The organism is Flavobacterium sp. K5-23 (assembly GCF_023278045.1).
Classification (GTDB): domain Bacteria; phylum Bacteroidota; class Bacteroidia; order Flavobacteriales; family Flavobacteriaceae; genus Flavobacterium.
On sequence record NZ_CP056783.1, the window covers coordinates 942,616 to 955,154 of the forward strand.

The 12,539-nt window shown below is 35.5% G+C and carries 10 protein-coding genes; 4 read left to right on the forward strand and 6 right to left on the reverse strand.

The window, feature by feature from the left end:
- The first annotated feature begins 195 nt into the window (after positions 1-195).
- The 4 genes from FLAK523_RS04230 (at position 196) to FLAK523_RS04245 (ending at position 4,720) form a co-directional block, all read left to right on the forward strand.
- Entirely contained in the window at positions 196-666 is a 471-nt protein-coding gene (locus FLAK523_RS04230) for a methylated-DNA--[protein]-cysteine S-methyltransferase (protein WP_248906852.1), read from the forward strand.
- A gap of 10 nt (positions 667-676) precedes the next feature.
- A complete protein-coding gene (locus tag FLAK523_RS04235; RefSeq protein ID WP_248906854.1) occupies positions 677-1,390 on the forward strand; it encodes a 3'-5' exonuclease in 714 nt (237 codons plus the stop codon).
- A gap of 74 nt (positions 1,391-1,464) precedes the next feature.
- Complete coding sequence (locus tag FLAK523_RS04240) at positions 1,465-2,904, forward strand: nucleoside recognition domain-containing protein (RefSeq protein ID WP_248906856.1); 1,440 nt, start codon at positions 1,465-1,467, stop codon at positions 2,902-2,904.
- A 214-nt stretch (positions 2,905-3,118) separates the two neighbouring features.
- Complete coding sequence (locus FLAK523_RS04245; RefSeq protein WP_248906858.1) at positions 3,119-4,720, forward strand: fumarate hydratase; 1,602 nt, start codon at positions 3,119-3,121, stop codon at positions 4,718-4,720.
- Positions 4,721-4,928: 208 nt separating this feature from the next.
- On the opposite strand, the gene FLAK523_RS04250 is transcribed toward FLAK523_RS04245, so the two are convergent.
- The 6 genes from FLAK523_RS04250 to FLAK523_RS04275 form a co-directional block, all read right to left on the reverse strand.
- Positions 4,929-5,585 carry a CoA transferase subunit B gene (locus tag FLAK523_RS04250; protein ID WP_248906861.1) on the reverse strand — a complete coding sequence of 219 codons (657 nt, stop codon included), beginning with the start codon at positions 5,583-5,585 and terminating at the stop codon, positions 4,929-4,931.
- Between the two features lie 138 nt (positions 5,586-5,723).
- The gene (locus tag FLAK523_RS04255) at positions 5,724-6,425 is read right to left on the reverse strand and encodes a CoA transferase subunit A (RefSeq protein ID WP_248906862.1); all 702 of its coding nucleotides are present in this window, start codon (positions 6,423-6,425) and stop codon (positions 5,724-5,726) included.
- A 93-nt stretch (positions 6,426-6,518) separates the two neighbouring features.
- The gene (locus FLAK523_RS04260; RefSeq protein ID WP_248906864.1) at positions 6,519-8,825 is read right to left on the reverse strand and encodes a penicillin-binding protein 1A; all 2,307 of its coding nucleotides are present in this window, start codon (positions 8,823-8,825) and stop codon (positions 6,519-6,521) included.
- Positions 8,826-8,827: 2 nt separating this feature from the next.
- A complete protein-coding gene (locus FLAK523_RS04265) occupies positions 8,828-9,316 on the reverse strand; it encodes a gliding motility lipoprotein GldH (protein ID WP_248906867.1) in 489 nt (162 codons plus the stop codon).
- Positions 9,300-10,697 carry a regulatory iron-sulfur-containing complex subunit RicT gene (locus tag FLAK523_RS04270; RefSeq protein ID WP_248906869.1) on the reverse strand — a complete coding sequence of 466 codons (1,398 nt, stop codon included), beginning with the start codon at positions 10,695-10,697 and terminating at the stop codon, positions 9,300-9,302. Before FLAK523_RS04270 ends, FLAK523_RS04265 begins: the two co-directional genes overlap by 17 nt.
- 185 nt (positions 10,698-10,882) lie before the next feature.
- Positions 10,883-12,259, reverse strand: a complete 1,377-nt coding sequence (locus FLAK523_RS04275) for a rhodanese-related sulfurtransferase (RefSeq protein WP_248906872.1) — start codon at positions 12,257-12,259, stop codon at positions 10,883-10,885.
- Positions 12,260-12,539 lie beyond the last annotated feature (280 nt).

The following is a 12,539-nucleotide window of genomic DNA, read 5'->3' on the forward strand; positions in this document are numbered from 1 at the left end:
GCAATTCCCGCTATCCGCTATATCTTTATATTTTTAAAGAAAAAACATAAAGGATGCCGCTTTTATCGGGGCTAAAAACAAAAACCATTCGTTCATCCGAATGGTTTTTTTATGTAAAAGAACTTCTGAATTATTTTATTTCAGTCATCAACCTCTTTTTGCGCCATTGTGTTTTATTTTTTCTATTTTTATTTAATGGAAACAGCATACATAAAAACACCTTTGGGTACAGCTACAATTATTGGAGACGAAGACGGAATTTCAGTAATTTCCGTTTCTGATGATGGTGAAATATCTGTGACTATTCCAGTAGTGCTTCAAGAGGCAGTTTCTCAATTAAACGATTATTTCGACAAAAAACGAAATGATTTCAGTTTCAAACTTAATCCTAAAGGAACTGAATTTCAGCAAAAAGTGTGGAATGCATTATTAGATATCCCTTATGGGAAAACGAGAACCTATCTTGAGCAGTCCAAGATTTTGGGAGATGTTAAAGCCATTCGTGCTGTAGCTTCCGCCAACGGGAAAAACCCGTTGTGGATAGTGGTTCCCTGCCACAGAGTCATCGGTTCTGACGGTTCACTTACGGGTTATGCAGGTGGTTTATGGCGTAAAAAATGGTTGTTGGAACACGAAAACCCTACAAACCAACAAAGTTTATTTTAAAAATATTTTTATGATAGAAAAAATCCGCTTAGACAACATCTTATTTCTTGACATAGAAACTGTTCCGGAAGAGGAAGATTTTAATGCTTTGGATTCAGAGATGAAAGACCTTTGGGAACACAAAACCCAGTACCAACGCAAAGACGAATTCACTCCAGAAGATTTTTACGATCGAGCAGGTATTTGGGCCGAGTTCGGGAAAATCGTTTGTATTTCAGTTGGTTATTTTGTAACCAAAAGTGATATTCGTAATTTCAGGGTGACTTCCTTTTTTGGTGAAGAAAAGAAAATACTACACGATTTCAATAATCTGCTAAACAATCATTTCAATCAACCGCAACATGTATTATGTGGACATAACGCAAAGGAATTTGACATTCCTTTTATCGCGCGCCGAATGATCATCAACCAAATAGCCATTCCTAATAAACTGAATCTTTTTGGTAAAAAACCTTGGGAAATTCCGCATTTGGATACTTTAGAACTTTGGAAATTTGGCGATTATAAACATTATACGTCCTTAAAGTTGATGTGTAAAGTGCTTGGAATCCCTTCTCCAAAAGGAGATATTGACGGAAGTCAAGTAGGCCACGTATTTTATGTTGACAAAGACATTGATAGGATTGTAACCTATTGTGAAAAAGACACTATCGCCGTTGCCCAGATTTTCCTTCGATTAAGAAGAGAAGATTTATTGATAGAGGAAGAGATTTTTCACGTTTAAAGAAGTATTTATTGACATTGTAATTGTTTCTTGCAATTGTTATTGATTTATTACATTTACAAAAATTATAAGATATGGTATTGAGTAGATTTTGGTTGGTGATCTTTATTTCGTCAATTGTTTTTATTGTAGCGAGTTTGTTTACCGGAAACAGTTACACTATTGATTTTGTTTTAAACGGTAAGAAAGACGATCCTATTTTAATATCCGAAAAATACGTAGACCAATTGCCTGCTTTTATAAAAGACAGCATCGCTAGCGCTCCTAATAAAACGATGGTGATTAACAATATCACAACAAACCCTGATACAACTTATGTTTATTCTGCCAAGACAGTAAAAATCTATAGTGGTGTTCAAAAATCAGACGGTTTATTACCCACTTGTAAAAACACCTTACTCGATTTAATAATTCCGCTTATTGCTTATTTAGCCTTTTTCTGCGGATTGATGGAGTTGTTGATTATTTCTGGGGCTTCGGGTAAATTAGCTGTGGTTCTGAGTCCCGTATTTGTGAAAGTCTTTCCTAGTATACCTAAAAATCATCCGTCAATATCTTATATGACTCTAAATTTCGCCGCTAATTTCTTGGGTCTTGATTCAGCAGCTACGCCATTTGGACTAAAAGCAATGGAAAGTTTACAGGAACTCAACCCCGAAAAAGACAAAGCCAGTGATGCACAAATTATGTTTATGTGTCTCCATGCTTCTGGACTAACATTGATTGCCACTTCTATTATTGGTTATCGTGCTGCTGCCAATGCCAGCAATCCAGCCGATGTGATGTTGCCTTGTATTATAACTTCGTTCATTGGTACTATTGCCGCTTTTCTTATTGTAGGTGTCAAACAAAAAATCAATTTCAAGAGCGCTTCCTTAGTGGTAGCCTTGTTTTCTTTAATAGCTGCTATAATTGGTTTGTTGATGTATATAAACCATTTGGATTTAATAGAAAAAAATTATTTTACAGCTAATCTTTCAAGTTTGATATTAGTGGGAATAATTGTTTTCACTTTGATCTTTTCATTTATTAAAGAGAAGAAATTCGCTGATGCAAACACTACTGTTTTTGATTCTTTTGTTGTTGGAGCTAATAATGGTGTTAAAACAGGAGTGGTTATTTTTCCTTATGTTTTAGGAATGTTAGTAGCCATTTCTTTATTTAGAAACAGTGGTTTATTTGAAATAATTAGCAACTGGATTGCTTTTATCTTCTCTAATATGGGTGTTAGTAAACAAATTACGGATGCTTTGCCAGTTGCTTTGCTTAGGCCGTTTAGTTCTGCTGGATCACGTGGATTTTTGATTGACTCTATGAATACTTTTGGAGCTGATTCTTTAACAGGAAGATTGAGTAGTATTTTTCAATGTAGTGCTGAAAGTACTTTCTATGTAATTGCGGTTTACTTTGGATCCGTAAATATAAAAAACACTCGTTATGCCTTGCCTATAATGTTATGGGTTGATTTAATTTGTGTTATAACAGCTATCTTTGTGGCAAGTTGGTTTTTTTAAACCGCTATGAATAGTTCTCCATAAATATTTAAAATATATATATTTAAGTTCATTGAAGTTTGACTATTATTGGTCGGATTCCAATGAGCTTTTTTTGTTTTGGGTGTTTCTTTTTATAATTATTTAAACAAGAAAACAGACAATTAAGGACTTATATCACAATAAATTCCCTCTACAATTCTTATATTTGGCGTTTAAATAATCATCATATATTATGGAATTTATATACCAGGATCCTTATCCAATTTTAAAAGACGATACACAATACCGTAAAATCAGTTCTGATTTTGTAAAAATGGAACAACTTGGAGACAGAGAGATTTTAACTGTTGACCCTAAAGGGTTAGAGTTATTAGCTCAGGAAGCGTTGAAAGATGTTTCTTTTATGTTGCGAACAACGCATTTAGAAAAATTGAAAGCGATTCTAGATGATCCGGAAGCGACGGATAACGATCGCTTTGTGGCTTATAATTTATTGCAAAATGCCGTTGTGGCTATAGAAGGTGAATTACCTTCTTGTCAAGACACCGGAACAGCGATTGTAATGGCTAAAAAAGGAGAAAACGTATATACAGGTGTCGATGATGCTGAATGGCTTTCAAAAGGAATTTTCAACACGTATCAGGAACGTAATTTAAGATATTCTCAAATTGTTCCTATCAGTATGTTCGAAGAGAAAAATTCAGGTTCAAATCTTCCGGCACAAATTGATATTTATTCTAAAAAAGGAGCTTCTTATGAATTTTTGTTTTTAGCAAAAGGTGGAGGTTCTGCCAATAAAACCTTTTTGTATCAAAAGACAAAATCATTACTGAATGAAAAAGCAATGGATGAATTCATCCGTGAAAAAATAAAAGATTTAGGAACTTCTGCTTGCCCGCCTTATCACTTGGCGTTTGTAGTGGGAGGAACTTCTGCGGAAGCGAATTTATCGGCTGTTAAGAAAGCATCTGCGGGTTATTTTGATAATTTGCCAACAACTGGAAACATGGCTGGTCAAGCTTTCCGTGATTTGGAATGGGAAAAAAGAGTGCAATTGATTTGTCAAGAGAGTTTGATTGGGGCACAGTTTGGCGGAAAGTATTTTACGCATGATGTTCGAGTGATTCGTTTGCCACGTCATGCCGCTTCTTGTCCAGTAGGACTGGGTGTTTCTTGTTCAGCGGATAGAAATATAAAAGGGAAAATCACTAAAGACGGAATTTTTGTCGAGCAACTGGAAGTGAATCCAAAAAGATTATTGCCAGAAACAGCACCACATTTAGAACCAGCCGTTGAAATTGATTTGAACCAACCAATGGCAGATATTCTTAAAAAATTATCACAATATCCTATCAAAACCCGTTTGAAACTAAACGGTACTTTGATTGTGGCGCGGGATATTGCGCATGCGAAAATAAAAGAATTGCTGGATGCGGGTAAACCTATGCCAGAATACTTTAAAAATCACCCAATATATTATGCAGGACCTGCAAAAACTCCAAACGGAATGGCTTCAGGAAGTTTTGGGCCTACAACCGCGGGACGTATGGATGTTTATGTAGATGAATTCCAAAAACACGGTGGTAGTATGGTTATGCTTGCTAAAGGAAATAGAACTAAAGAGGTAATGAATGCTTGTAAAACCTATGGAGGTTTCTATTTAGGATCTATTGGTGGACCAGCAGCTATTTTAGCCAAAGAAAATATTCTTTCTGTTGAGGTAGTTGATTTTGAGGAATTGGGTATGGAAGCCGTTCGTAAAATCACGATTAAAGACTTTCCTGCTTTCATTATAACTGATGACAAAGGAAATGACTTCTTTGAGAATTTGTAATTGTAAATTTCAAATAATAAAATATTGTACAAATATATTAGTAAAAAAGGTCGCTGTAAAGCGACCTTTTCTCTGGATTATTGTTTCTCAAATAGCCCTCTTTTTTATATGTCCTAAGTATGGTAATGAAAGTTTATAAGGATGGGTTAAAAAAATGCATCCTGATAAGGGATGCATTTATGTTTAAAAGATATTTTTTAAATGGGTTTTATTCTATTATCATTTCTGGAATATCTCCTTCAATAATTAATGTTGCTTCGGTGGAAGCGATAATATGTTCTACAGAAACTCCTGGAGCGCGTTCCAATAATTTAAATCCTTTAGGAGTTACTTCTAATACAGCCAATTCAGTTACTACTTTTTTCACACAACCTACACCAGTTAAAGGCAAGCTGCATTTTTTTAGAATTTTAGACTCTCCTGCTTTATTAACGTGCATCATAGCAACGATAATGTTTTCTGCAGAAGCCACTAAATCCATTGCACCACCCATTCCTTTAACCATTTTTCCCGGAATCTTCCAGTTAGCGATATCACCATTTTCGGCTACTTCCATCGCGCCTAGAATAGTTAAGTCAACATGCTGACCACGTATCATTCCAAAACTCAAAGCCGAATCAAAATAAGACGCCCCTGCTAAGGTGGTTATGGTTTGTTTTCCTGCATTTATAATGTCAGCGTCTTCTTCCCCTTCAAAAGGGAATGGACCCATGCCTAAAACGCCATTTTCACTTTGAAATTCGACATCAATTCCTTTAGGGATATAGTTTGCTACTAATGTTGGTATTCCAATTCCTAAATTCACGAAATAACGGTCTTTAAGTTCTTGTGCAATACGTTTTGCTATTCCTATTTTATCTAACATAGTGTTAACTGTTTATTTTTATTAACCATTAAGAAATTAAGATTCAGTAAGCTGTGTCTTGGCTGAGTAGTACTCTTAAATGAAGAGGAAATTTATTAAGACTCAGTATATGACAGAACACTCAAAACTGAACACTGATTACTCTTTTTGTCTCACGGTGCGTTGTTCGATTCTCTTTTCGTATTGCTCTCCTTGAAATATTCTTTGAACAAAAATTCCAGGAATATGTATTTGATTAGGGTCTAATGTTCCTGCTTCAACTAATTCTTCCACTTCTGCAACGGTGATTTTAGCTGCACCACACATTGAAGGGTTGAAATTTCTTGCCGTACCTTTGAAAATCAAATTTCCTGCAGTATCTCCCTTCCAAGCTTTCACAATAGCAAAATCAGCTTTGAAAGCATGTTCCATTATGTGCATTTTTCCGTTGAATTCACGAACTTCTTTCCCTATTGCTACTTCAGTTCCATATCCAGCGGGTGTGAAAAAAGCGGGAATTCCTGCTTGAGCAGCACGACAACGTTCTGCTAAAGTTCCTTGAGGAATTAATTCAACATCGAGTTCTCCAGATAACATCTGACGTTCAAATTCAGCATTCTCCCCAACATAGGAAGAAATCATTTTCTTGATTTGCCTTTTATGTAACAACAATCCAAGACCAAAATCATCTACACCCGCATTATTAGAAATACAAGTAAGGTTATTGGTTTCCTTTTTTACAAGCTCTGCAATAGAGTTCTCTGGAATTCCGCACAATCCGAAACCGCCAAGCATAATGGTCATTCCGTTTTCAACTCCTTGAAGTGCTTCTTGAACGTTTTGAACTTTTTTGTTAATCATATGTTTTTTTTTAAGCCAGACGACAGTTTTGTTTCACTGTATCAAAGTGATTTCTTCTGTATCTGGTAATAGAATTTATAATGAAGCTATATTTTATAATTCAAATTCATCAGTATTCTGATCCAGTTCTGTTGAGTCTTTTGCAACAGCTCTATAACAGTCTACTTTTATGGATAGATTTGCCGGTCTTTCAAAGCCTTCTTTAGATACTTTTAAATTTTCATCGGCATAACAAAGTTTCATAAAATAAGCCCAAACTGGCAAGGCTGCTGTTGCTCCTTGACCATAAGTAATACTTTTAAATCGAGCTGAACGGTCTTCACAACCTACCCAAACCCCCGTTACTAAATTTGGAACCATACCCATAAACCAACCATCAGATTGGTTTTGTGTTGTACCCGTTTTACCGGCAATAGGATTTTTAAAAAGATAAGGATATCCTGTCCATCTGTTGTCACCGCTTCCTCCATCTTGTGTTCTTAGTCTGTTACCAGATCCACCTTCAGTAACTCCTTCCAATAATTTGATTACTGCAAAAGCAATATCTTTATTTAATACATCGTGAGATTCAGGAATAGGTTCGAATATTACTACACCACTTTTATCTTCTATTCGAGAAAGAAATTGAGGTTTAGTATACACACCTTGATTTGCAAATGTACTATAGGCAGCAACCATATCTTCAACCGTTATTTCAACCGCTCCTAAAGCAATAGAAGGTTGATGTGGAATTTTAGATTTCACTCCTAATTTATGTGTTAACTCCACAACTGCTTCTGGACCTACTTTGTCCATCAATTTAGCAGATATGGTATTGATTGAATTAGCCAAAGCTTTTTTCAAAGTAACCATTCCGCGGTATTTATTGTCAGAGTTTCTTGGTGTCCAACTTTCAGTAACGTGATGACGGCCTACTGGAATCGTAAATGGTGAATCAATAATTGAATCGCAAGGAGACATATTTAATTGTTCAATAGCGGTGGCGTATACAAAAGGTTTAAATGTAGAACCTACTTGTCTTGCCCCTTGAGCTACGTGATCGTACTGAAAATATTTGTAATTTATTCCTCCAACCCAGGCTTTTATGTTTCCTGTTTGTGGCTCCATTGCCATAAGACCTGACTGTAAAAAATGTTTGTAATAACGTATTGAGTCAATTGGCGTCATTATCGTGTCTTTTTCTCCTTTCCAGGTAAAGACAGTCATTTTTGCTTTTTCACTAAATGATTTTATAATTTCTTCTTCACTTTTGTCCATAGATTTTAAAACGGCCCACCTGTTAGAAGTTTTCATGGCTTGGGTTAAAATTCTTTGTGTTTCAGCATCAGATATGTTTACAAAAGGAGCGTTTTTATTGTTTTTTGATTGAATAAAAAACTCTTCTTGAAGATTTGCCATATGGGCAGAAACCGCTTTTTCTGCATGCAATTGCATTCTGGAATCGATAGTGGTGTAGATTTTTAACCCGTCTTTATAGATGTCGTAATCTGATCCGTCCGGTTTCTTGTTTTCATCTACCCATTTCTTCATGTAATCACGTAAATACTCTCTAAAATAAGTCGCTGAACCTTCACGGTGGCTTTCTAATTTAAAATGTAAAGTGATAGGTAAACTTTGAAGTTGTAATTTTTGTTCTTTGGTAATCATGCGTCCTTTCTCCATTTGCGCAAGCACCACATTTCTACGATTCTTTACTCCCTGAGGGTTTCTTACCGGGTTGTACAAACCAGAGTTTTTAAACATTCCCACTAATATAGCCGATTCGTCTATTGTTAAATCCTTTGGGCTTTTCGAAAAATAAGTTTGTGCTGCAGAGCTCACTCCTACGGAGTAATTCCCGAAGTCATACACATTGCAATACATGGCCAAAATTTCATTTTTGGTGTATTGTCTTTCCAGTCGAATGGCAATAATCCATTCTTTTGCTTTTTGTACAATTCTAAAAGGTAAAAATTTAGAACCTTCTCCGTGAAACAATTGTTTGGCTAATTGTTGGGTTAAAGTACTCGCTCCTCCGCTGGTTCCAAGGCTTAACATAGCTCTCAAGGTTCCTCTACCGTCGATTCCGGAATGTTCGTAAAAACGCTCGTCTTCGGTTGCAATTAATGCCTGAACTAGATTTTTAGGCAAATCAGAATACTTCAGTTGAGAACGGTTTTTTTGGAAATATTTACCAATTACCACACCGTCAGCCGAGATGATTTCGGTAGCTAAATTAGAGTCAGGATTTTCTAGGTCTTCAAAAGAAGGCATAGAACCAAAGATTCCCCAAGATGCAAATACGAAAAAGAGAACTAGAGCTCCAAGTCCAAAAAAGAAAAGTTTCCAAAATTTCTTTGAGTAATATTTAATGTCTTTTTCTACAGCTTTCATCTGATTGTTTTTTTTATTAGTAGCCATAACTATTTATCCAATTCTTTTTTTTCTATCCTAAAACCTATTTCCGTAATTCCGTCCAAAAGCTTGACGCCAGGAACCTTTCCAGTTTCTCTGACAGCCTGTTTTATATGGACTTTATGCTTGCCTTTTAATTTTATGTTCTCTTTGTAAAAAAGTTTGCTTTCTTTAATGTCAGAAAAGCCGTTGCCTAATAAACTACCGTCAGGATTTGCCATTTGGTATTCTAAGGTGTCCACTTTCGTGAAACCATTTGGTTTTTCAATAGCAACTATCAAAAACAAATTGTTAAAAGGGTAATTGTTATTGTCTCTTAAATTGATAAACAAATCATATCCTTTTGTAGAATCCAATTCGGGCAATTCGAAAGTGACAATACTGTCTTTGTGCCAGGCGCTTCCAACAGATTTATACTCGTCAAACACTCTTTTTTTATCACATGAGAAAAAAAGGACCACAACCAAAAGGAGTAAGGCGTTATTTCTTAGGCTCATTTTTAGTAATAATTATTGGTTTTCTAGGTGCTGCAGGTTTGTTCTCCTCAGGATTTGTCTGATTCGTGTTTGCAGGTTTGCTGTTTGGGTTTTTGCTATTCCCTTGCTTTTTATTCCCTCCTTTATTTCCTGGTTTTTGATTCGGATTATTAAGAACAGCTTTGTTAGGAACTACTTTGTTTGCAGGATTATTAATTGCAGGGGCACTAATTGCAGGTTTGTTTTTGTTAGCAATTATTACATTTTCTCCAGCTTGTTTCGGTTTGTTGTTTGGTTTTTTCTTTTTCTTAGGTTGGTCAAAACGCGTTAAACTTTCTTGACCCATTGCATTATTAAAGTCTTTTTCTATTTCCTGAACGATTTCGATAGCGAAATCCTCTAAAGAGCTGACTTTAATTTTTAGCTTGTTTTGAGCCATTACCTCTTTTACTTTTTCAATACTCAATACATGCCAGTTAGCATAATTGTTAGTATAGGCAAACCACATTAAACCTTTGAAAATATCTTGTTTTTGACAAACAGCCTCTCCTTTTTCAGTAACTAATTTAGTGTCAAAATCAGGAAAATCTTTCAATGCATCCATATAAGTGTCTAACTCATAGTTCAAACAGCATTTTAATTTCCCGCATTGACCCGCTAATTTTTGCGGGTTTAAAGACAATTGTTGGTAACGTGCAGCCGAAGTGTTTACACTCCTGAAATCAGTTAACCAAGTAGAACAACACAATTCTCTACCACAAGAACCAATACCTCCTAAACGAGCCGCTTCCTGACGGAAACCAACTTGTTTCATCTCTACTCTTGTACTGAATTCTTTTGCGAAATCCTTGATTAAAAGTCTAAAATCGACTCTATCGTTAGCAGTGTAGTAAAAAGTAGCCTTAGATCCATCACCTTGAAATTCAATGTCAGATATTTTCATTTCCAGTTTTTGGGCAATTGCAAGTTCACGAGCTCTAACTTTCATCGGCTCTTCTTTGTCACGTGCCACTGACCAAATATCAATGTCTTTTTGGGATGCTTTTCTATAGATTTTTGGAACCTCATTACTAGTGTGATTAACTCCTTTTTTCTTCATTTGAATCTTTACCAGTTCCCCTGTTAAAGTTACAATTCCGATATCATGTCCTGGAGAAGCGACTGTCGCCACAATGTCTCCCATACTTAAAGTTAATTTCTCCGTATTGCGGTAAAACTCTTTTCTTCCATTCTTAAAACGAACTTCAACACAATCAAAGGGAGCTTCTCCAGTGGGTAAACTCATGTTTGAAAGCCAATCGAAAACAGTTAATTTATTGCAGCTATCGGTGCCGCAAGTCCCATTATTTTTACAACCCTTTGGTGCACCACCATCAGAAGTTGAACAACTTGTACATGCCATAATTTTATATATAGTGTTGTGATAAACACAACTTATGTTCTTAAAACGATTAATGGGTAAAGATAGTATTTTTTAATTTTATGTTACAACCTTTGAAAACACCTATTATTCATAAGATTTTATTAAAAAACCCATTAAAGCGAATGCCTTAATGGGTTGGTTTTGAGTTTTGATAATAAATATTTTTATCCGATGACTTTGTATAATTTATCTGATAATCGAATTCTGAATGGTAATTTGAAAGTACAAGTATCTCCAGAAACCGCTTTTTCAGCAGGTACTTCATGGACAAACATTTCTGAAACCACTAATTTTTGTTCTCCAGTAGTTTCTCCTTTGATCAAAATTGTGTCGCCAATGTTAAGTTCGTTTTCTTCAATCAAAAACTGACCTACACTTGGTTTTGGGAAAAAGTGAGTTCCTTTTCCAAGATATTGTTTTTTTATTTTAGGTTCTTTTTTCGCCAATGCTTTCGATTTTGTCAAATCACTAAGATTTGGAACATTTGCCAATGGGTCTTGATTAGCATCTCTGTTTTTAAAAGTCAATACATCCGATTTTCCTTTTTTGAAAATCATATTGCCATTTTTGATACCTCTTCGAATAGTTTTTTGCTCTTCTTCCGGTAAATGAATCACTTCGATACAGGCTGTAGAACAACAACCTTGCATCGCTTGAGCGCATTTTTCACATTGGAGAAAAAGTAAATGGCAACCTTCGTTGATGCAATTGGTATGTACATCACACGCATCACCACATTGATGGCATTGGGACACGATGTCGTCTGTTATTCTTTCGCCTAAGCGGTGATCAAAGACAAAGTTTTTACCTATGAATTTACTCTCCAGATTTTCTTCCTTAATTTGTTTAGCATAATTAATTATACCTCCTTCTAGCTGGAATACATTCTTAAATCCTTGATGTTTAAAATAGGCAGATGCTTTTTCGCAACGAATTCCTCCGGTGCAATACATTACTAAATTTTTATCTTCCTTAAAATCTTTTAATTGCTCATTGATAATAGGTAATGATTCCCGAAAAGTGTCCACATCAGGTGTAATGGCTCCTTTAAAATAGCCTATTTCACTTTCGTAATGATTTCTAAAATCTACTACAATGGTATTTGGGTTTTCTAAAATTTCATTGAATTCTTTTGCTTTCAGGTGAACCCCGATGTTTGTAACATCAAAAGTTTCATCATTTAATCCGTCAGCAACAATTTTATCACGCACTTTTACGGTCAATTTCAAGAAAGAATGGTCGTCATGTTCCACAGCCACATTCAAGCGAAGCCCTTTCATAAAATCGTAGGCTTCAATCGTGTCTTTAAAAGCATAGAAATTATCGGCAGGAAGGGATAATTGGGCATTAATCCCTTCGGTGGCTACGTAAATTCGGCCTAAAACTTCGAGTGGGTTCCAAGCTAAGAATAATTCGTTTCTGAATTCTGTTGGATTTGGTAAATGCGCATAAGCATAGAAAGACAAAGTAAGTCTTTGTTTTCCGGCATCATCAATCATGATGGCTCTTTCTTCTGCGCTTAAAGTGTTATACAGTTGCATGCTATAAACGGTTTAAGTGTGAAAAATTATTTTTGCAAAAGTAGGGAATTTTTTTAGAGCTTCAAAGTTGCAAAGGTTCAGAGTCGCAAAGGTTCAGAGTCGCAAAGTTGCAAAGTTGCAAAGTCGCAAAGTTGCAAATGTTCAGAGTTTCGAGTTTAAGAGTTTCAAAAATTGGAGTAAACCAGTTCCCGCCAATCCTTAATTTAACTTAATTCCTTAATGGTTTAAGTTATTTAGCCGTTCATTATGTTTTATGCCGTCCCGAAAAGTAGGTACTGAG

Coding starts and splice junctions, on each gene's coding strand:
- FLAK523_RS04230 (WP_248906852.1), top strand. CDS start 196: ATGGAAACAGCATACATAAAAACACCTTTGGGTACAGCTACAATTATT.
- FLAK523_RS04235 (WP_248906854.1), top strand. CDS start 677: ATGATAGAAAAAATCCGCTTAGACAACATCTTATTTCTTGACATAGAA.
- FLAK523_RS04240 (WP_248906856.1), top strand. CDS start 1,465: ATGGTATTGAGTAGATTTTGGTTGGTGATCTTTATTTCGTCAATTGTT.
- FLAK523_RS04245 (WP_248906858.1), top strand. CDS start 3,119: ATGGAATTTATATACCAGGATCCTTATCCAATTTTAAAAGACGATACA.
- FLAK523_RS04250 (WP_248906861.1), bottom strand. CDS start 5,585: ATGTTAGATAAAATAGGAATAGCAAAACGTATTGCACAAGAACTTAAA.
- FLAK523_RS04255 (WP_248906862.1), bottom strand. CDS start 6,425: ATGATTAACAAAAAAGTTCAAAACGTTCAAGAAGCACTTCAAGGAGTT.
- FLAK523_RS04260 (WP_248906864.1), bottom strand. CDS start 8,825: ATGGCTACTAATAAAAAAAACAATCAGATGAAAGCTGTAGAAAAAGAC.
- FLAK523_RS04265 (WP_248906867.1), bottom strand. CDS start 9,316: ATGAGCCTAAGAAATAACGCCTTACTCCTTTTGGTTGTGGTCCTTTTT.
- FLAK523_RS04270 (WP_248906869.1), bottom strand. CDS start 10,697: ATGGCATGTACAAGTTGTTCAACTTCTGATGGTGGTGCACCAAAGGGT.
- FLAK523_RS04275 (WP_248906872.1), bottom strand. CDS start 12,259: ATGCAACTGTATAACACTTTAAGCGCAGAAGAAAGAGCCATCATGATT.